We start from the raw sequence: 21498 nt of genomic DNA on the forward strand, positions 1-21498 counted from the left end.
TAACTATATTCTCTTTATTAAAAACACATAGTTAGAAACTTTAATAAAACATGGGCATCTAACCCGGCCTCACATTACACTCTTGATGACTCGCATCTAAGGTTGTTTTCACAACCCACAGCATAATCGAGTGCCTCCGTTGATAGCGGTAAGGAGACATCACCACATCGTAGCTCTTCAAAAAATTCTTTATAAAGAACATCTTAATATAAGAATATTAAATTTATTTTTCTAAAGTACATTTATGTTATTTATACTTTCCCATTCAAAATTGCACCCAATATTCTACTTTTCGTAAAACTTAACGCTCTTTTCGTTTCAATCGCATCTTCGTTCACAGTACGATTATAACGAATCACCAATAATACTCCTTCACACTTATCAGCTAATACACTCGTATCTGTTACTTCTAATACAGGAGAAGAATCAAATAATATGATGTCGTACCATCCCATCGCCTTTTGAATTAACATATCCATTGCATCTGAACTAAGTACTTCAGATGGATTGAATGGTATCGGTCCGCTAGTTAATACATCCAGACTTTCCATCTCTGTTTTTTTCACAGCGCCCTCTAAAGTTGTTTTTCCGTTCAATATATCAGTTAATCCAATTGTATTTTCTACTCCAAACATTTCATGAATCGTTGGTGTTCGTAAATTTGCATCTATTACCAATACTTTTTCACCTTTTTGTGCTATTGAGACTGCTAAATTAACTGTAATCGTTGATTTCCCTTCACCATACCTCGGAGAAGTAATAACTATAGTTCTGCTTTTATGAATAGATGAAGATAATTGAAGGTTTGTTCGAAGCGAACGATACTGCTCCGAAATTTTCGATCTTGGAGCGGTATGTACAATTATACTTTCTCCTTTAACTTTATTTGTTTTTCGTCTATTTTTGTATGCCACTCCGTTCCCTCCCCCAATAATACCGTATTTTTTTTACTGAATTTGTCTTTCACATTTTTTCTATTCATCTTAGATATTCCGCCCAAAACAGGGATATCTAACAATTGTTCAATTCGCCGTTCCGATTTGATTCTCTCATCAAGTGAATCCAATAAAAAAATGAATCCAATACTGAGCACCATACCTATAGAGAATGCAATTAGTATCGTCTTAAAGTGATTTATATTTATAGGCATAGAATTTTTTTGAACTGGGTCTTCTGGTAATATACTCACATTATTAAAATTCAGTATATTCGCTACTTCTTTCTTATAAACAGCGGCTGTAGTATTTGCAATTTTATGAGCAAGTACAGGATCTATATCCACTACATTTATTCTCATAATCTGGGACCCTTGCAAACTTTCTGTACTTATTTGTCCACTTAATGCACCTGCAGATCTGTTAATATTCAATTCAGCAGCCACTTTTTCTAATATTACAGGCTCATTTACCATCGCTTTCAATGTATTCATCGTTTCAGCATTAGCTTGAACAATAACCCTTGCTGAAGAGGCATACAATGGTGTTTTTACATATATACTATATATCGCTCCTGCTACTGTTGTGAGAGTTGTAAATAATAGAATGATCCAAATTCTTTTCCGTATAATAGTAAATAGATTTTTCAAATTTATTTCTTTATCCATAATTCTCCTCCTCATTTAAAACCAATGAGCTTGAAATTGAAATTAAAAACTCCAGTACAATAACATTTTCATTCTTTTAAATATACAAACATTACTAATTAATGCCATTTTAGTTCTTTATATAGAACGAGTCAATACAAATTATTCTTGTTAAATCACTTCTTAATTACACCGCAAAAATTACGACAAATTTCACTGTAATTCGCTGTAGATAAATGACGAAAAAGCCCTGATGCCGTAATATCAGGGCTTTTTTTCTTAGTAGCCAAACGTATTTCAGTAACTGTTTCATTTTAGTAACTGTTTTATCTATTTCACCTTGTGTGTTTTTCACAGCAGTAAGAGTTTGTGCAACCTCTTTAAGATTCCTTGTAACTTCATTATCCGGAAACATCATTACTTTAATACCATTGAGTAATGATCCTATCCATGAACCACAGACCTACGACCTTTCAGCTGAAGATGTAAAAATCATTGGTCGCGTTGTACAAGCAGTAAAAAATTATTAAATTTTTAGCGCTAGAAATTTAACATAAAAAAGAATCAATTCTAATAAAGGTTGATTGGAATTACTGTATCTATTATCAGAATACTCTTAGTAGAACACCTTAAGAAAAATATAAGAAAGACTCCGTCATATATCCATTGAAGTAACTTCTAATATCTATTTTCATATTAGCGACAAAATCAGTAAAGGTTCTATTTCTGAATTTGAAAAGCATATGAGTAATGTTTTAGACTAAAAATTTTAGTGGCTATTTTGTGGCCGCTTTTCATTTTGCATCCACTTGAAGTTATCTTTATAAAAAAGAAAAAGCCCTAATACCGTAGTATTAGGGCTTTTTTCTCTCTTAGTATAGAGACATATATTGATCGCGTTCCCATTGGTGAACTTGAGTTCTAAAAATATCCCACTCAATTTCTTTTGCTTCAATGAAGTGCTCAAGTAAATGGTCACCTAGTGCACCACATACCACTTCATTTGATTGTAATGTAACTAATGCTTGCGCTAATGTTGCTGGTAAGTCAACGATACCTGCTTCTTCACGCTCTTCTTTTGTCATTACATAGATGTTACGATCTACTGCAGCTGGCGGAGTTAATTTGTTTTTAATTCCGTCAAGACCTGCTGCTAATAATGTAGCCATTACTAAATATGGGTTTGCAGCTGGGTCAACACTACGTACTTCTACGCGTGTACTAATACCACGAGATGCAGGGATACGTACTAATGGGCTACGGTTTTGTGCAGACCATGCTACGTAACAAGGAGCTTCATATCCAGGTACTAAGCGTTTATATGAGTTTACAGTTGGGTTTGCTACCGCTGTAAATGCTGGTGCATGTTTTAAAATACCTGCGATGAAGTGACGAGCATCATCACTTAATTGTAAGTCACCGTTTTGATCGAAGAATACGTTCTCACCATTTTTGAATAGTGATAAGTTACAGTGCATACCTGAACCGTTCACACCGTATAATGGTTTTGGCATAAATGTTGCGTGTAAACCGTGTTTACGAGCAATTGTTTTTACAACAAGTTTGAATGTTTGAATATCATCACATGAGCGAATTGCACTTGCATATTTAAAGTCAATTTCATGTTGACCTGGTGCAACTTCATGGTGAGACGCTTCAATTTCAAAGCCCATCTCTTCTAGTTCAAGAACGATATCACGACGACAGTTTTCCCCTAGATCCATCGGCGCAAGGTCGAAGTATCCACCGTTATCGTTTAATTCTAATGTTGGATTTCCTTTTTCATCTACTTTAAATAGGAAGAATTCTGGCTCTGGTCCAAGATTGAAATCTGAGAATCCTAAAGCTTCCATTTCTTTTAACACACGTTTTAAGTTGTTACGTGGGTCTCCATCAAATGGAGTGCCATCCGCATTGTAAATGTCACAAATTAGACGAGCAACTTTACCTTTTTCAGCTGTCCAAGGGAAAATTACCCAAGTATCTAAGTCAGGATATAAATACATATCAGATTCTTCAATACGTACGAAACCTTCAATCGAAGATCCATCAAACATCATTTTGTTATCAAGAGCTTTCGTTAATTGTCTCACTGGAATCTCTACGTTTTTAATTACTCCTAAAAGGTCTGTAAATTGTAAACGGACATACTTTACATTCTCTTCTTCCGCCAAACGGAAAATATCTTCTTTTGTGTACCTAGCCATTATAAATTCCTCCTTAGTCCCTCTAAACACCTTCAGAATCAGTTATCTTTAGTGAAAAAACCTTGAAATGTCACCTTGTCGCAATGAAGTTCGATTAAATCTACCTGTATGTTGTAGTTCATCTCGAAGTATTTTGCGAAGCTCAGTTTTTGAAATTTCTTTCGTTTCTTCTTTTACTTTCACTGTTTCTGTTTGATTTTCTTTCATTAGTAACACTTGTTTAATACCAGCCATATTCAAGCCTTGATCTAATAAATCTTTAATCTCTAACAACTTATCTACATCGTTAAATGAAAATAATCTACGATTCCCCTTTGTACGGGTTGGAGAAACAAGATTATGCTCTTCATAGTAGCGAATTTGACGTGCAGATAATTGTGTTAAATCCATAACAATACCAATAGGAAACAGCGGGGCAGAACGTCTATCTTCTTTCATTGTTTCAGTTCCTCCTTCGCCTTAACTGCTTCTCATTTTATACCATGTTATGTTTAGTGTCAATAGATGTTAGCTTTTCTTACATGATTTTTTTATAAATTTTTTCATTCTTTTTTCTAATGAAATAAATCATTACTTTCACACGAAAAAAGCTGTCGAAATCGACAGCTCCCCCTTAAGAAATTGTTAATAATTCTTTTTCAATTAATGCGTCAATTGCAGAACAAATCGCAATCTTCACATGCGAATAAGTTAACCCACCTTGCACGTAAGCAACATACGGCGGACGAATTGGACCATCAGCTGACAATTCAATACTTGCACCTTGAATAAACGTTCCAGCAGCCATAATTACATCATCTTCATACCCCGGCATATAGTTGGCATATGGAGTGAAATGAGAATTAATCGGAGATGCATATTGAATCGCTTGGCAGAATGCAATCATACGATCTTTATCATCAAATTGAACAGACTGAATTAAATCTGTTCTTGGTGCATTCCATGCTGGTGATGTATTCATTCCTAACTTCTCTAAAAATGCAGCTGTAAAAATCGCACCTTTTAGTGCTTGTCCCGCTACATGAGGCGCTAAGAAGAAACCTTGATACATTTCTTGTAGACTGTATAAAGATGCCCCTGCTTCCGCACCGATTCCTGGAGATGTTAAACGATATGCACACGCTTCAACATACTGTTCTTTACCAACAATGTAACCACCAGTTTTAACAATTCCACCACCTGGGTTTTTAATAAGCGAACCTGCCATTAAATCTGCACCAACATGACATGGCTCTTGCTCTTCAATAAACTCGCCATAACAGTTATCTACAAATACAACAACATCAGGCTTAATTTCTTTAACAAACGCTATCATCTCTTTAATTTGAGAAATAGTAAATGACGGACGAGTAGCATAACCTTTCGAGCGCTGAATACCAATCATCTTCGTATTACTATGAATTGCGGCTGCAACTGCTTCAAAATCAACAAGCCCCTCTTCAGTAAGCGGAACTGCATTATAACCAATATTATATTCTTTAAATGAACCTACACCTTTTCCGCGTACACCAACGATTTCTTCTAACGTATCATACGGCTTGCCAGTAATGTACAATAACTCATCTCCTGGACGTAAAATACCGAATAACGCTGTAGAAATAGCGTGAGTTCCTGAAATAATTTGCGGGCGAACAAGACCAGCTTCTGCCCCAAATACATCCGCATACACTTTCTCTAACGTGTCACGGCCAATATCATCATAACCATAACCTGTCGTCGGAATAAAATGCGAATCACTAATTTTATGTTTACGAAAACTTTCTAATACACGAAACTGATTACTTTCAATTACTTGATCCGCACGTTTATGTACTTCTGTAATCTGACTCTCTACTTCTTTTACGATTGGAGCAATTTTTTCTCCATTTTTCAAACGATCAAACATTTTTATTTTCTCCTTCTTCCACTAAAAATCTCTTTAATTGCCCATTAAGTGATGAATGAGCAAATATATACCCTGTACAATCATATATAAATTTATTTTCCAAAAACTCCATCTTTGTTAATAGTGTTTCTGTTTTTAATAGCGTTAACAACTTACCTTCACTCGGAGGAATTTCCACTTGATAACGATCCATTTCTTCCTTCATCTGTTTTTCTATCGCTTCTTTTATATGTAATAAATCACTTTCTTCAAAAGCACTAGTCATTAAGAAGTCACTTTTCGGAAATGGAATGAAATTTTGATGCAACTTATCTTTTTTATTATAAAGCGTAATAATAGGAATATGATTAATTTTAAGTTCTGACAATAATTCTTTTACCGTTTGTTCATGCCCTACGTAATTAGAGTCTGCCGAATCAACAACATGCAAAATCACATCCGCTTCACCAGCTTCCTCTAACGTAGAACGAAAAGCAGCAATTAGTGACGTAGGTAAATCTTGTATAAAACCTACTGTATCAGTCAGTAACACTGTATAACCGGAAGGTAATGGCATCTTTCTTGTTGTTGGATCTAACGTTGCAAACAATAAGTTTTCTTCAAACGTATCAGCTTCCGTTAACCTATTAAACAACGTGGATTTCCCTGCATTCGTATATCCTATTAACGAAACTTGAAATACTTTATTATCTTTTCTTCTCTCACGATATCTTTTCCGATGTTCCACAACAACCGCAAGTTGTTTCTTTATTTCATCAATACGCGATCGAATATGACGACGATCCGTTTCAAGTTTTGTCTCTCCCGGTCCTCTTGTACCAATCCCGCCACCCAGACGAGATAAAGACAAACCTTGCCCCATAAGGCGCGGCATCGTGTATTGCAACTGGGCTAATTCTACTTGAAGCTTACCTTCTCTCGATTTCGCACGTTGCGCAAAAATATCTAATATTAATTGCGTTCGGTCAATTACTCTTGCATCCAACACTGAGGATAGATTCCGAATTTGACTCGGTGTCAACTCGTTATTAAATATAATAACAGCTGGTTCTAATTCTTCAGTTAAAGCCGCAAGCTCTTCTAATTTACCTTTCCCTATATAAGTCGCCGGATGGAACTTCGGACGTTTTTGCGTCGTTGATACTAACACTTCCGCTCGAGCAGTCTTCGCTAGCGATGCAAGTTCTTTCATGGAATGCATAAATTTTTCATCATCATCTTGCGACAATTGACAGCCAACTAATATGACTTTTTCTTTTTCTTCCATCAAATATGTTCACTCATCCTTTTCGAAATTTAAACCTTCTAATATAATAGCAGAGGAAGCATATTTCATCTAGTTAGCGGGGGAGAAAATTCATGGCATGGGAGATTTTTAGCATCATAGGCACAATCGCCTTCGCACTAAGCGGAGCCATTGTTGCAATGGAAGAAGATTATGATATTTTCGGGGTATATATTTTAGGAATGGCAACCGCATTTGGGGGAGGTGCCCTTCGTAATTTATTGATTGGTTATCCAATCGTCGCATTTTGGCAACAAGACATGTTATTCCAAATCGCACTTTTATCAATGACGATTATTTTTCTTTTTCCAAATAAATTAATTAGACATTGGAAAAAGTGGGAAAACATCACAGACGCCATTGGCTTATCAGCATTCGCTGTACAAGGAGCACTATATGCTCAAAAACTAAATTTGCCAATTAGCGCTACAATCGTAGCTGCAGTTTTAACCGGCATCGGCGGTGGTATTATTCGTGATCTTTTAGCTCGCAGAAAACCTCTCGTCCTTCGAGCTGAAGTATATGCGTTTTGGACAATTTTAGCAGGTTTCTTAATTGGCGCTAAAATTATCGTTAGCGATTGGGCTCTATACACCTTATTCATTTTAATTGTTTGCTTCCGCATGATTTCTATTCATTACAAATGGCATTTACCGCATAGACGTATCGATACAAATGAACGTTCAATGCATAAATAGCACTCTTACCTCTTTACATATCGTAAAGAGGTTTTTCTTTTCTAACGAGTTTTTCTTCACATAATGTTTATACTAATTTTTAAAGTGAGGTGAATACAAATGACAAACCACGTTAATAAAGGTGCTCAAAAAAGCTCAGTAGGCCAAATTGAACACGACCCTAATTCAGCACACGAAAAAAGCGCTAAAATGGAGCGCTTCCATAAATCTTACCAAGAAAAAGCGAAAAAAGAGTAAACACACTTATACACCAAAAACAGACGCACAGTTTACGTACTGTGCGTCTCCTCTTCAAGCATCAAATCCATACTTGATATCCCAATCAAATCATATTTATCATACGTATCCTCTTGTAACAATCGCATAGCTTGTGTGCGAATTGATTTTTCAACAATATTCCGTACGTATCGCCCATTACTAAACGATGTAATTTGTGACGAATACTTTACCGCGTGTAAATGATCTCTAAATTTCCACTCTGCTTCTTTCGACAACTGATATTCACGCTCTTCATACATTCTCTTCCCAATTTCCAACAACTGATTTACCGAGTAATCCGCAAATTCAATAATAAACGGAAAACGAGATTGTAATCCTGGATTTAATGAAAGAAAATGATTCATTTCTCTTGAATATCCAGCTAAAATTAATACAAAACCGTGTTGCTTATCTTCCATATGCTTCACAAGTGTATCAATCGCTTCCTTCCCAAAATCCTTCTCTCCCCCCCTCGCTAATGAATACGCCTCATCAATAAATAAAATCCCTCCCATAGCCTTCTTTATTAAGTCCCTTGTCTTTTGTGCTGTATGACCGATGTACTCACCTACAAGATCAGCACGTTCAGCTTCAACTAAATGCCCTTTCGATAAAATATTCATCTCAAACAACAATTTCCCTATCATTCTAGCAACGGTTGTCTTCCCAGTACCAGGATTCCCCTTAAATAACATATGAAGCACTTGCTTCTCAGACTTCAACCCCACCTCTTGCCTTTTTTTATTCACAAAAATCCAAGCATAAATTTCTTTTATTATCTTTTTTATATCATCCATCCCAACAAGTTTTCCCATTTCTTCTTCAATTCTCTGCAACATCTCATGTTTAGTAGTGGTTTCACTTGAAATTACGGCTTTATTTTCTGATGCCGGTAACGAAATTTTTTTTCGATGGTTTAATACAATATTAATTTGATTGTTATTTTTCTTACGCATCGATTGCTCCATACAATCACCTCATTTTATCCACTCACCAAATATTATTATTCCAACCTCTCTTTCAAATGCCTATTTTCAGAAAAGTTTGCTATAATATAAGAAATAATTAAGGTGGTGGGACTATGGAAACAACGGAATTCCATGATATAATACAAGCCTTTTCTATTTTTTTATTGAATAAAGGTCGAAAGCCTTCAACCATTAAACGTTATGTTTATGACATTGAAGATTTCGGACATTGGTTAGAAAAAAACCAAAAGCTCCCTTCCAGTAATATATGGGCAACACTTTGTACAAAAGACTATGAAGATTACTTTTCCGACTTAAAAAAGAATCGACACTACTCAGAAAAAACGATGCATCGTGTATTTATTGTTCTAAATAGAATGCATCATTTTCTAAATATTCCCAATCCATTAAAGAATATGGAAATTACTATTCAACCAGACCGTGCATTGCGCGATGAAGATTTCATTTCATCCGATGAAGAAAAAAGATTAAAGCATATAGTCACTTCATTAGACGGACTTTCAGAAAAACAACGTCCTGTTCGTCCATTATTAATGGATCGTAATATCTCCATTTTAAGTCTGTTAATCGACTACGGACTATCCTTACAGGAACTCACAGCACTAACTATGCATCACGTTCATTTCGAAACTAATACACTTTCTATTCCAGCAACCGCAGGAGTAGAAAGATCAATCACATTAACAACCGAAGATAAAAAGCAACTGTACACATATTATAAAAGTATTCCAGAACCAGTTCGCCCTAAATACCATAGTAACGATCCATTGTTTGTTGCATTCGATTTTAACCGCGGAACATTCAGATGGGTATATGAAAACGACGCACCAAAGGCATTAACAGAAATCGCTATCCAAAAAATGATCCGACTTGAAGTAGCAAGAGCGAATTTACGTAAAGGCATTTCTGGACAACACTTTCGAAACACTTTTATTTTACGCCTAATAAAAAAACAAACCCCAGAACCAGAGATCATAAAATTAGTTGGCTTCAAATCAAAAGTCTCACTAAAACGATATTATCAATATGCTGAAAATAAAAAAAACGCCCTATTATAAGGCGTTTTTTTTATTTCTTTTCGAAACAATCAATTTCACTATGACCATTTAACTATTCTCTGCATCTACTATGATGAGTTTCGTTCACATTCTCATTAGAAAGGAGAGATTTAATGTCTCGCTTTAACGACAATCAAAATAAATACTCCAATCCATGCTTCCCAACTAGTGCTGGACGAATTCCAACTACCCCAACGATTCCAATTACTAAAGCACAAATTAGAAAATTCCGCGCAATCATTAACGATTTAATAAAAATAATCCCTAAACTTTTCGCCAATCCATCCCCAAAAAACATAGAAGATCTAATAGATACATTGCACCTACTAAACAAATTCATTTGTTCACTAGACGCTACTTCTGCTCTGAAAGCACAAGGATTCGCCATTATCAAAAACTTAATAACTATATTAAACAATCCGACCTTCGTAGCAAGTGCCGTATTTGTTGAACTTCAAATTTTAATTAATTATTTACTTTACATTACAAAGTTATTCCGAATTGATTCTTGTACACTCCAAGAACTCCTTAAATTAATTGCAGAGTTACAAACTACTCTAGTTAATTCAGCTTCTTTCGGCAGAGGACCTACTGGACCTACTGGACCTCAAGGTAATACTGGCGCTACCGGACCTCAAGGTATTCAAGGTAACACGGGTGCTACCGGACCTCAAGGCATTCAAGGTAACACGGGTGCTACCGGACCTAGAGGTAACACAGGTAATACTGGCGCTACCGGACCTAGAGGTAACACAGGTGCTACTGGTGCCACTGGATCTCAAGGGCCTCAAGGTAATACTGGCGCTACTGGACCTCAAGGTATTCAAGGTAACACGGGTGCTACCGGACCTCAAGGCATTCAAGGTAATACTGGCGCTACCGGACCTCAAGGCATTCAAGGTAACACGGGTGCTATCGGACCTAGAGGTAACACAGGTAACACGGGCGCTACCGGACCTAGAGGTAACACAGGTGCTACTGGTGCCACTGGATCTCAAGGGCCTCAAGGTAATACTGGCGCTACTGGACCTCAAGGTGTTCAAGGTAACACGGGTGCTACCGGTGCCACTGGATCTCAAGGGCCTCAAGGTAATACTGGCGCTACTGGACCTCAAGGTGTTCAAGGTAACACAGGTACTACTGGACCTAGAGGTAACACAGGTGCCACTGGTGCTACTGGACCTCAAGGTGTTCAAGGTAACACGGGTGCTACCGGTGCCACTGGATCTCAAGGGCCTCAAGGTAATACTGGTGCTACTGGACCTCAAGGTGTTCAAGGTAACACGGGTGCTACCGGACCTAGAGGTAACACGGGCGCTACTGGTGCTGCCGGACCTAGAGGTAACACGGGCGCTACTGGTGCTGCCGGACCTAGAGGTAACACAGGTGCCACTGGATCTCAAGGACCTCAAGGTAATACTGGCGCTACCGGACCTCAAGGTATTCAAGGTAACACGGGCGCTACTGGTGCCACTGGTGCCACTGGACCTCAGGGTGTTCAAGGTAACACGGGTGCTACCGGATCTCAAGGGCCTCAAGGTAATACTGGTGCTACTGGACCTCAAGGTGTTCAAGGTAACACGGGTGCTACCGGACCTAGAGGTAACACAGGTACCACTGGATCTCAAGGACCTCAAGGTGTTCAAGGTAACACAGGTGCTACCGGACCTAGAGGTAACACAGGTACCACTGGATCTCAAGGACCTCAAGGTAATACTGGCGCTACTGGACCTCAAGGTGTTCAAGGTAACACGGGTGCTACCGGACCTAGAGGTAACACAGGTGCCACTGGATCTCAAGGACCTCAAGGTATTCAAGGTAACACGGGCGCTACTGGTGCCACTGGACCTCAGGGTGTTCAAGGTAACACGGGTGCTACCGGATCTCAAGGGCCTCAAGGTAATACTGGCGCTACCGGACCTCAAGGTGTTCAAGGTAACACGGGTGCTACCGGACCTAGAGGTAACACGGGCGCTACTGGTGCTGCCGGACCTAGAGGTAACACGGGCGCTACTGGTGCTGCCGGACCTAGAGGTAACACAGGTGCCACTGGATCTCAAGGACCTCAAGGTAATACTGGCGCTACCGGACCTCAAGGTATTCAAGGTAACACGGGCGCTACTGGTGCCACTGGTGCCACTGGACCTCAGGGTGTTCAAGGTAACACGGGTGCTACCGGATCTCAAGGGCCTCAAGGTAATACTGGCGCTACCGGACCTCAAGGTATTCAAGGTAACACGGGCGCTACTGGTGCCACTGGACCCCAGGGTGTTCAAGGTAACACGGGTGCTACTGGACCTCAAGGTGTTCAAGGTAACACGGGTGCTACTGGTGCCACTGGATCTCAAGGTGTTCAAGGTAACACGGGTGCTACCGGACCTAGAGGTAACACAGGTGCTACTGGTGCTACCGGACCTCAAGGGCCTCAAGGTAATACTGGCGCTACTGGACCTCAAGGTGTTCAAGGTAACACGGGTGCTACCGGATCTCAAGGGCCTCAAGGTAATACTGGCGCTACTGGACCTCAAGGTGTTCAAGGTAACACAGGTACTACTGGACCTCAAGGTGTTCAAGGACCAACGGGTGCTACTGGTATAGGAGTTACCGGACCTACTGGACCTTCTGGTGGGCCTCCTGGACCTACTGGACCTCAAGGTGTTCAAGGTAACACGGGTGCTACTGGTGCCACTGGATCTCAAGGTGTTCAAGGTAACACAGGTACTACTGGACCTAGAGGTAACACAGGTGCCACTGGTGCTACTGGATCTCAAGGTGTTCAAGGTAACACGGGTGCTACTGGACCTAGAGGTAACACAGGTGCCACTGGTGCTACTGGATCTCAAGGGCCTCAAGGTAATACTGGCGCTACTGGACCTCAAGGTGTTCAAGGTAACACGGGCGCTACTGGACCTCAAGGTGTTCAAGGTAACACGGGCGCTACCGGACCTAGAGGTAACACAGGTGCCACTGGATCTCAAGGGCCTCAAGGTAATACTGGCGCTACTGGACCTCAAGGTGTTCAAGGTAACACAGGTACTACTGGACCTCAAGGTGTTCAAGGACCAACGGGTGCTACTGGTATAGGAGTTACCGGACCTACTGGACCTAGCTTCCCAGTAGCGACAATCGTTGTAACAAACAACATCCAACAAACAGTAATCCAATTTAATAACTTTATTTTTAGTACTGCAATTAACGTAAACAATATTATCTTTAACGGCACAAATACAGTGACTGTTATCAACGCTGGTATTTATGTAATTAGCGTATCCATCTCTACAACCGCACCGGGATGCGCTCCGCTTGGAGTAGGAATTTCAATAAACGGAGCAGTGGCAACTGACAACTTCTCTTCAAATTTAATAGGCGATTCGCTTTCATTTACTACAATTGAAACGTTAGCAGCTGGCGCAAATATTTCTGTCCAATCTACCTTAAGCGAAATTACAATCCCCCAAACAGGCAACACTAACATCCGACTTACTGTATTTAGAATCGCTTAAATTTCACCACTTATTGTTTATGGCAAATAAAAAAAAGAGCGAGAAATTCGCTCTTTTTTTGCTATGTACAATAATTCATTACTACTCTAGTTCAATCGAAACATTTTTTTGTGGTACAAATGTAGAAATTGCATGTTTATAAATAAGCTGTTGCTTACCTTCTGTCTCCAGTAGGACTGTAAAATTATCAAACCCTTTAATTAATCCACGAAGCTGGAAACCATTTAATAAGTACAGCGTAACGAACGTATTCTCTTTACGGAGTTGATTTAAAAATTGATCTTGAATATTGATTGATTGCTTCATGTCGAATCCTCCTCTTTTTCTCTACTTAATATTATTCGACTTTAGTTGTAACTTTCCTTCTATGTATCGTAAAATTTCTGACGTTTTTTCACCATCTGTAACATCAAACCATGTGACATCCATTTTATTGCGGAACCATGTTAATTGACGTTTGGCATAACGGCGTGAATTCGTCTTTAATTGTGCCACCGCTTCTTCTAAAGAGACACGATTCTCAAAATAACCATATATCTCCTTATACCCAATCGCTTGAATAGATTGACAATCTCGCATCCCTCTACTATACAGCCCTTCTACTTCCTCTAATAAACCTTGTTCCATCATTAAATCCACTCGCAAGTTAATGCGATCGTATAGCATTTCTCGATCCATTGTCAAGCCAATTAATGAAACATCATATAATAACTCGTTTTCTTGTTTTTCAAGTTGATCACTCATTTTTTCGCCCGTCGTATGGAAAATTTCTAACGCACGAATGACACGTCGCACGTTATTTGCATGAATACGCTCCGCGCTTTCTGGATCTACTTCTTGCAATTTTCCATGTACATATTCCACACCACGTTCTAAAGCTAACTTTTCCATTTGTTCTCGGTATGTAGCATCACCAGCATCATCTGTAAACTGATAATCGAATAAAACAGATTGTATATAAAGACCGGTTCCACCAACTATAATTGGTAATTTACCACGCTTTGTAATTTCTCGAATATGTTTACGAACACGTTCTTGAAATTCCGCAACAGAAAATGATTCTTCCGGATCTTTTATATCGACCATATAATGTGGAATTCCATCCATCTCTTCTGTTGTTACCTTTGCAGTTCCAATATCCATCGTGCGATAGATCTGCATGGAATCGCCACTTATAATTTCACCGTTCAACGCTTTTGCAAGATCGATACTTAACTTCGTCTTCCCAACAGCAGTGGGTCCAATTATGACAGCAACTTTTTCACGTTGCACTTCTCCCATATCATTCAACTCTCTTTATGTAATGTACTCCATCTATTGATTATACCCAATCTTACCAATTTTAACGACATGATTGCAAGTTCTTTCATTCCGGTAAATGAAATTATAAATAAAAAAGAACATAGTTTGTCCAATTCTGCATATACATGATAAAAATCGCTCGGAGAGGATGGGTTGACTATGAAACAATCCACTATCAATTTTTCAACACTAACAAATGACCTCATTTTGGCTACAGCTACAAAAGAACAAAATTGTTCACAAGACGAATTGTACTTCGCCTTAAATTGTTTACTACGTTCTTTTCATTCTACTCTTCAAGAAACAACGTTACATTCGGAAAACACACATACAGAGTATATGCAAACTCAATTTTGCAGCGCATATAAAATTATTACAGGTAAAACAATTTATCCATTTCAATAACCATTTTTTGAGGCGATATTGTTATTACAAAATGATAAAAAGCGGTTGCTTACATATTTTCAAGCAACCGCTTTTTTACATTAATAAAGATAAATTATTTTATAACTTTCACTTTAACGGATTTACGACCCCAACTATCAGCATTGCTATCTGAACCAACTAAAACATCAATACGGTTTCCTTTGATCGCGCCACCAGTATCTCCAGCAATCGCTTCTCCATATCCTTCCACCCACACTTTTGATCCAAGAGGGATTACTTTTGGATCCACAGCAATAACTTTCATATTTGGATTCGCTGTTAAATCATGCCCCATCGCAGTTAACACACGTCCACCATACGTACCATTCTCACCTGGATTCGCTGTATACGCTGTCGCTTCTACTGTTATTTCACGCCCACCAGCAGGTTCACTAGTTTCAGTAGATTTCGCAACTGGTTTCGCAGTTGGCTTTGTTTTTTCTACAGGTTTACTTGAATCTACACTCTTAACAGCTTCTTTACTCTTAACTGTCGTATTATTTTTAACCGATGTTTTCACTCTAGCCGGTGCTTCTTCTTGAGTTACCACTTCTTTCGTTTCAATCACAGGTGCCGTTCCTGTTAAAAATGGAACGTGAGCATATGCTGTTTTCCCATTATATTCGAATTGTAACCATTCATTTTGAACTTGATTTGTCGTTTCAATCACATCATCTTTATTTAGTTTACCAATAATTTCAGAGTCAGTATTCGCTCCAGCACGAACATTTAATACGTTCGCCGCTACATAATAAGTACTTTTTGTAAATTCAGCACTTACAAATGCTTCTTTACCATTTAATTTAATTTTTGTCCATCCGTTTTCTGTATTTATAACATCTAATTTATTTCCACTTAACATTTTACCTACAAGCTTTGACTCGACAGTTGGGTTTTCTCTAACATTTAATACGTCCGTTGTTACAATCGTTTCCGCTTTCGCAGAACCTGCAAAAATCCCAAGACCAAAAACTGCTGCTGTTGCTATACCTAATAATTTTTTCATGAATAGCCTCCATTTGCTTTGTTTTCGTATTTTCATTATAGCAACAGATTTTGGGGGTTTTTAGAAATCACACAATTACAAAGCATTCGTAATACACCATTAATGAGCTGTAACATAAATTTCCATATTCATAAAGTGCATTTCCAATAGAATCCCCAATAGTTTTCATATATTTTCCACATAGAAGCATGAGAATTTTTTCCAGAAAAAATTACAGTATTACTGTTTTGTTACAAAAAAATCACGTTTCATTACATCTTTTACCAAAATTCATCATTCTCCAACTATTAACCTACTTTTTTGTAATAAAAAAGGAACAACTCCTATTAGCTGTCCCTTTTATCATTTATTTAACTTTCTTTTTCCAAACACCTATCATAACCGCTGAAACAATCGTTCCAATTAATATAGAGAAAATATATAGCAACGGTTTATTTACTAATGCTATAACAAACAACCCACCATGTGGTGCTGGTAACGTAATTTGGAATAACATCGATAACGCACCTGCAATACTTGAACCAACAACACAACTTACAATTACTCGAATCGGATCTGCAGCTGCAAATGGAATTGCACCTTCTGTAATAAACGATGCGCCCATAATATAATTTGTTAAACCTGATTTACGTTCCGCTTCAGTAAACTTCGATTTAAAGAATGTAGTTGCGAATGCAATTGCAAGTGGCGGTACCATACCACCAGCCATAACAGCAGAGTGCACTCCAAAGTTCTGCGCTTCTATTGCAGCAATACCAAATGTAAATGCAGCTTTATTAATTGGACCACCCATATCAATTGCCATCATACCACCTAAAATAAGACCTAGTAATATAGCATTTGTACCGTTCAAACCATTTAACCATCCTGTTAACATTTCATTCAATGCTACTACAGGCGGAATTACTACTTTTTGCATTACAACTCCTGTAATTAACAATCCAAAGACTGGATATAACAAAACAGGTTTAATCCCTTCTAACTGTGCTGGTAATCCTGAAAATAATCTTTTCAATCCTAAAACAACATATCCAGCTAAGAAACCAGCAATTAATCCACCTAAAAATCCAGCATTCGCATGTGCCGCTAAAAACCCACCTACGACACCAGGCATAAAACCAGGTCGATCAGCAATAGAACTCGCAATAAATCCAGCTAAGATTGGTACTAGGAATAAAAACGCACCTGTTTTTCCGCCTCCAATAGACATTAGCAATTCAGCGAAAGGACCTTCTGCCTTAATACCACCAACCCAAAACGCTAGCGCAATTAAAATTCCGCCACCAACAACGAATGGAAGCATATTACTTACACCGTTCATTAAGTGCTTATAAATTCCTAACCCTTTTTCTTTCTCTGCGCTTTCTGTCTTCCCATCTTCCTTTATTCCTTTAAAGATAGGCGCGTCTTGTTTTACAGCTCGATTAAGAAGCGCTTCCGTTTTTCTAATCCCATCAGCGACTGGCACTTGAATGACATGCTTCCCAGCAAAACGGTTCATTTCTACTTGTTTATCTGCCGCAACGATAATAGCCGTTGCACGTTCAATGTCCTCTCTTGTTAAACCGTTTTTTATACCTGTTGATCCATTCGTTTCAACTTTAATTGCGATTCCTAGCTCTGCTGCTTTTGCTTTCAAGCTATCTGCAGCCATATACGTGTGAGCGATTCCAGTTGGGCAAGCCGTAACTGCTAATACGTACGGTTCATTTCCTTCTGGTTTTGCAACTTCAACCTCTTCTTCTTCTTTTTCATTCTCTTTTTCATCAAATAAACGAAGAAGTTCCTCTTCATCCTTTGCTTCTAATAATTGCTTGCGAAACCCTTCATCCATTAATAATGTAGAAAGACGAGACAACGTTTCTAAATGCGTATTATTCGCCCCTTCACTCGCAGCAATCATAAAGAATAAATGTGCAGACTGTCCGTCCAGCGATTCATAGTTGATACCGCTTACACTTCTACCAAAACAAATCGCTGGTTGCTTAACAGCTTTCGTCTTCGCATGAGGTATAGCAATACCTTCACCAATTCCAGTTGTACTTTGTGATTCCCGCTTTAAAATAGCTTCTTTAAATTCAGCTTTACTATTTAAACGATTTGCCCCGCTTAACTTCTCAACTAATTCATCTATGACAGCTTCTTTATTTGAAGCTGTCAAATTCATAATGACTGTATCCCTTTTTAATAGTTCTGTAATTTTCATATGTTGGTTCCCCCTATCGCTTAGCTACAATTACTTGCGACAATAATCCTTCTACTTTTTCTTTTTCACATAAATCAGCTGAAAATGCTGTTGCACTCCCTGTTGCAACGCCATATTGAAATGCCTTTTCAATATCTTTTGTCTGTTCATATTTACCTACAAATCCTGCAACGAGAGAATCCCCGGCCCCAACCGAATTAATTACAACACCTTTTGGAACAGTTGCTTCATATATACCTTCTGCCGTAAATAATAAAGCTCCATCTCCGGCCATTGATACGATAACGTGCTCTACACCTTGTTCGATTAATTTTCTTCCATACGGTAAAATATCTTCTACTGTTGAAATCTCTACTCCGAATAACTCACCAAGTTCATGATGATTAGGCTTTATTAAAAATGGCTTATTTTTAATTACATGTTGCAAGGCACTTCCACTTGCATCTACTACTACGCGAATGCCTTTTTCTACTCCAAACGCTGCGATTGATTCATAAAAGGTACTTGAGATAGACGCAGGTATACTTCCAGCTAGTACAATGCAATCTCCCTGCTTCATACTTTCAATTTGTTTCATTAATTGTTCAAATTGCTCATTTGTCACATTAGGACCTTGCCCATTTAATTCTGTTTCTTCTTGCCCTTTTATTTTCACATTAATTCGGGAATCTCCGTCTACTTGGACGAAGTTTGTTGTTACACCTTCCGCCTGTAATACATCTTTAATAAATTGACCGGTAAATCCACCAGTAAATCCAAGCGCTACATTTTCAACACCTAAACGATGAAGAACGCGAGAAACATTAATCCCTTTCCCCCCAGGAAACTTCATATCTTTCTCTGTTCGATTTACTGCGCCTAAATCGAAGGAATTAACTTGTACTACATAATCAATAGATGGGTTTAAAGTAACTGTATAGATCATTGTTTATCAGCCTCAATTACATTGGTTTGTCTTTTATATTTTTCTAAATCAATTTCTAAATGGTTTGTAATAATATTTGCCTCTTCAACATTTGCAATTTTCGCAAACGCAACTTCTGAAAACTTACTTTCATCAATTAAGAAATATCCTTCGTTCGCTAATGTTAATGCCATTTGTTTTAAAAGTGCCTCTTCTGGATCTGGCGTTGTAAAACCAAGCTGTTCATGTACACCATTCGCTCCTAAAAAACATTTATCAAAACGGTACTTCTGCATACTTTCCTGTGCCATAGCACCAATTAAAGCTTTCGTCCTACTTTTCATCATCCCGCCTAGTAAATATGCACGAATATTATTTTCAACTAATGCTTCAATATGCATAAGTCCATTCGTAACGACAGTAACATCTTTGTTTATTAAAAATGGAATCATTTCAAATGTTGTACTTCCCGCATCTAAATAAATGCAATCACCTTGTTCAACAACGCTAGCCGCATAGTTAGCAATTTGTTGTTTTATATGAATGTTTTTGGATGATTTTTCAACCATCGTTGGCTCTTGCCCTTTTCCTGTTAAAACAGCCGCACCACCATGAACTCTTTTTAATAACCTTTGTTTTTCCAATTGTGCTAAATCACGACGAATTGTTGATTCAGAGCTTTCTGTTCTTTCCACTAATTGTTGTAATTTAACAACCTTCTGCTCTTTTACAAGTTGCAATATCATTTGATGACGTTCAGGAGTTAACATTTTATTCACCTCTTCTTTGATTACAGTATAATGAAAACGATCACAAAAATCAACCAAAAACACTCATTAATAATCACAAACAACCAAAAACAATTATAAATAGCCAAAAAGAAACCTATTTGATACAATAATCAAATAGGTTTCTTCTTTCGATCCACTTTATAGAGAAGCTTTATATATATCTAGAACATCATCTTTATTTAGTTTTTTAAAGTTACCAAATTCCCCATAAGCCATCGCTTTATCCGCCATTAAATCAATTTCATTTTCTCCAATAGCGTAATCAGCTAATGTTACTGGCGCTTCAATCGAAGTCCAAAATTGACGTAACGCCTCAATTCCTTCTAATGCAACCTCTTTATCTGTCTTCCCATCTGTTTCTACATCGAATACACGAATAGCGAACTGTTTAAAGCAGCTTACATTCTCATCTACAACATGCTTCATCCAGTTCGGGAATAAAATCGCAAGGCCACCTCCATGCGGTATATCATGAACAGCAGAAACCGCATGCTCAATATTATGGGTTGCCCAGTCTCCTTTTACTCCCATCGCTAAAATGCCGTTTAACGCCATCGTGCCGCAATATAAAATTGTTTCCCTATGCTCATAATTTTCTAGATCACTTAAAAGCTTAGGAGCTGTTTCAATTACTGTTCTTAAAACAGATTCACAATAACGATCTTGTAGTTCTGTATTTGTTCCATGATGGAAATATTGTTCTAATACGTGTGACATAATATCTACCATACCGTAAATTGTTTGATCTTTCGGTACAGATGCAGTATGAACTGGATCTAAGATTGAAAACTGCGGGAAAGTAACTGGGCTACCCCAGCCATATTTTTCATTCGTTTCCCAGTTTGTAATTACAGATCCTGCATTCATTTCAGAGCCTGTCGCCGCAAGTGTAAGTACAGTACCAAATGGTAACGCCTCGCTAGCAAATACTTTTTTCGTTACAATGTCCCATACATCTCCATCGTACTTACTACCAGCGGCAATTGCTTTCGTACAGTCGATTACACTTCCTCCACCAACAGCTAAAATAAAGTCGACTCCATTATCTTTACAAATTTGAATCCCTTTCTTTACAGTTGATACACGAGGATTCGGTTCAACACCTGTCAACTCAAACACTTCTGCATTTATATCCTTTAAGATAGAAATTACATTATCATAAATACCGTTTCTTTTAATACTTCCTCCTCCATATACGAGAAGAACTTTTTTACCGAACTGTGGAATTTCAATTTTTAACTGCTCTAATTGTCCTTTACCAAAAATAAGTTTTGTTGGATTACGAAATACAAAATTTTGCATATCCCTTTACCATCCCTTCTATATGAAAAGCAACTATACTTTTATATACCATATTTTTTTCATATCACAAAAATATTTGCTTTACAAAAAAAATCC

19 protein-coding genes and 1 pseudogene are annotated in these 21498 nt (G+C 38.0%); 6 read left to right on the top strand and 14 right to left on the bottom strand.

Annotated features, from left to right (window positions below; all coding sequences use genetic code 11):
* Nucleotides 1-251: 251 nt before the first annotated feature.
* Together LUS72_RS18065 and LUS72_RS18070 are read right to left on the bottom strand one after the other, a co-directional pair.
* Nucleotides 252-914 carry a CpsD/CapB family tyrosine-protein kinase gene (locus LUS72_RS18065; RefSeq protein WP_264447671.1) on the bottom strand — a complete coding sequence of 221 codons (663 nt, stop codon included), beginning with the start codon at nt 912-914 and terminating at the stop codon, nt 252-254.
* On the bottom strand, nt 863-1603 hold the full coding sequence (locus tag LUS72_RS18070; protein WP_097829165.1) for a YveK family protein: 741 nt from the start codon (nt 1601-1603) through the stop codon (nt 863-865). The genes LUS72_RS18065 and LUS72_RS18070 overlap by 52 nt, the downstream gene beginning before the upstream one ends.
* Nucleotides 1604-1980: 377 nt before the next feature.
* Between LUS72_RS18070 and LUS72_RS18075 the strand changes: the two are divergent.
* Nucleotides 1981-2112, top strand: a pseudogene (locus tag LUS72_RS18075) (LexA family transcriptional regulator); the annotation flags it as partial.
* Between the two features lie 342 nt (nt 2113-2454).
* On the opposite strand, the gene glnA reads toward LUS72_RS18075, so the two are convergent.
* The 4 genes from glnA to hflX all read right to left on the bottom strand — a co-directional run bounded on the left by glnA (nt 2455) and on the right by hflX (nt 6941).
* Entirely contained in the window at nt 2455-3789 is a 1335-nt protein-coding gene (gene glnA / locus LUS72_RS18080; RefSeq protein WP_097829166.1) for a type I glutamate--ammonia ligase, read from the bottom strand.
* A 48-nt stretch (nt 3790-3837) separates the two neighbouring features.
* Nucleotides 3838-4227, bottom strand: coding sequence for a transcriptional repressor GlnR (gene glnR / locus LUS72_RS18085; RefSeq protein ID WP_000656784.1), 390 nt, complete (start codon nt 4225-4227; stop codon nt 3838-3840).
* A gap of 175 nt (nt 4228-4402) precedes the next feature.
* Nucleotides 4403-5674, bottom strand: a complete 1272-nt coding sequence (locus LUS72_RS18090; RefSeq protein WP_264447677.1) for a methionine gamma-lyase family protein — start codon at nt 5672-5674, stop codon at nt 4403-4405.
* Entirely contained in the window at nt 5667-6941 is a 1275-nt protein-coding gene (gene hflX, locus LUS72_RS18095) for a GTPase HflX (RefSeq protein WP_141533364.1), read from the bottom strand. Before hflX ends, LUS72_RS18090 begins: the two co-directional genes overlap by 8 nt.
* 92 nt (nt 6942-7033) lie before the next feature.
* Here hflX and LUS72_RS18100 point away from each other — a divergent pair, with 92 nt between their 5' ends.
* A complete protein-coding gene (locus LUS72_RS18100; protein WP_097829169.1) occupies nt 7034-7657 on the top strand; it encodes a trimeric intracellular cation channel family protein in 624 nt (207 codons plus the stop codon).
* Between the two features lie 99 nt (nt 7658-7756).
* Nucleotides 7757-7894, top strand: coding sequence for a hypothetical protein (locus LUS72_RS18105; RefSeq protein WP_071747730.1), 138 nt, complete (start codon nt 7757-7759; stop codon nt 7892-7894).
* 32 nt (nt 7895-7926) lie between these two features.
* Here the strand turns inward: LUS72_RS18105 and spoVK are convergent, their stop codons facing one another.
* Nucleotides 7927-8883 (bottom strand): stage V sporulation protein K, encoded by a 957-nt coding sequence (gene spoVK / locus LUS72_RS18110; protein WP_000438190.1) that lies wholly within the window; start codon nt 8881-8883, stop codon nt 7927-7929.
* A gap of 113 nt (nt 8884-8996) precedes the next feature.
* Here spoVK and LUS72_RS18115 point away from each other — a divergent pair, with 113 nt between their 5' ends.
* Nucleotides 8997-9962 carry a tyrosine-type recombinase/integrase gene (locus LUS72_RS18115; RefSeq protein ID WP_264447683.1) on the top strand — a complete coding sequence of 322 codons (966 nt, stop codon included), beginning with the start codon at nt 8997-8999 and terminating at the stop codon, nt 9960-9962.
* Between the two features lie 113 nt (nt 9963-10075).
* Nucleotides 10076-13465, top strand: coding sequence for a Gly-Xaa-Xaa repeat protein (locus tag LUS72_RS18120; protein ID WP_264447686.1), 3390 nt, complete (start codon nt 10076-10078; stop codon nt 13463-13465).
* Between the two features lie 81 nt (nt 13466-13546).
* Here LUS72_RS18120 and hfq read toward each other — a convergent pair whose 3' ends face one another.
* Both hfq and miaA read right to left on the bottom strand, forming a co-directional pair.
* Nucleotides 13547-13771 (bottom strand): RNA chaperone Hfq, encoded by a 225-nt coding sequence (gene hfq, locus LUS72_RS18125; protein WP_000813896.1) that lies wholly within the window; start codon nt 13769-13771, stop codon nt 13547-13549.
* A 21-nt stretch (nt 13772-13792) separates the two neighbouring features.
* The gene (gene miaA, locus LUS72_RS18130; RefSeq protein WP_097831040.1) at nt 13793-14746 is read right to left on the bottom strand and encodes a tRNA (adenosine(37)-N6)-dimethylallyltransferase MiaA; all 954 of its coding nucleotides are present in this window, start codon (nt 14744-14746) and stop codon (nt 13793-13795) included.
* Nucleotides 14747-14926: 180 nt separating this feature from the next.
* Between miaA and LUS72_RS18135 the strand changes: the two genes are divergently transcribed.
* Complete coding sequence (locus LUS72_RS18135) at nt 14927-15172, top strand: hypothetical protein (RefSeq protein WP_071771467.1); 246 nt, start codon at nt 14927-14929, stop codon at nt 15170-15172.
* A gap of 94 nt (nt 15173-15266) precedes the next feature.
* Here the strand turns inward: LUS72_RS18135 and entD are convergent, their stop codons facing one another.
* The 5 genes from entD to LUS72_RS18160 form a co-directional block, all read right to left on the bottom strand.
* Entirely contained in the window at nt 15267-16199 is a 933-nt protein-coding gene (entD, locus tag LUS72_RS18140) for a cell wall-binding protein EntD (protein WP_097831039.1), read from the bottom strand.
* 346 nt (nt 16200-16545) lie between these two features.
* Entirely contained in the window at nt 16546-18405 is a 1860-nt protein-coding gene (locus LUS72_RS18145) for a PTS fructose transporter subunit IIABC (protein ID WP_097831038.1), read from the bottom strand.
* A 13-nt stretch (nt 18406-18418) separates the two neighbouring features.
* A complete protein-coding gene (pfkB, locus tag LUS72_RS18150) occupies nt 18419-19330 on the bottom strand; it encodes a 1-phosphofructokinase (RefSeq protein ID WP_097831037.1) in 912 nt (303 codons plus the stop codon).
* Nucleotides 19327-20079 (bottom strand): DeoR/GlpR family DNA-binding transcription regulator, encoded by a 753-nt coding sequence (locus LUS72_RS18155; protein ID WP_097831036.1) that lies wholly within the window; start codon nt 20077-20079, stop codon nt 19327-19329. The genes pfkB and LUS72_RS18155 overlap by 4 nt, the downstream gene beginning before the upstream one ends.
* A gap of 159 nt (nt 20080-20238) precedes the next feature.
* The gene (locus LUS72_RS18160; protein WP_264447700.1) at nt 20239-21402 is read right to left on the bottom strand and encodes an iron-containing alcohol dehydrogenase; all 1164 of its coding nucleotides are present in this window, start codon (nt 21400-21402) and stop codon (nt 20239-20241) included.
* Nucleotides 21403-21498: the final 96 nt, after the last annotated feature.

The organism is Bacillus cereus (genome assembly GCF_025917685.1).
Lineage (GTDB): Bacteria > Bacillota > Bacilli > Bacillales > Bacillaceae_G > Bacillus_A > Bacillus_A cereus_AT.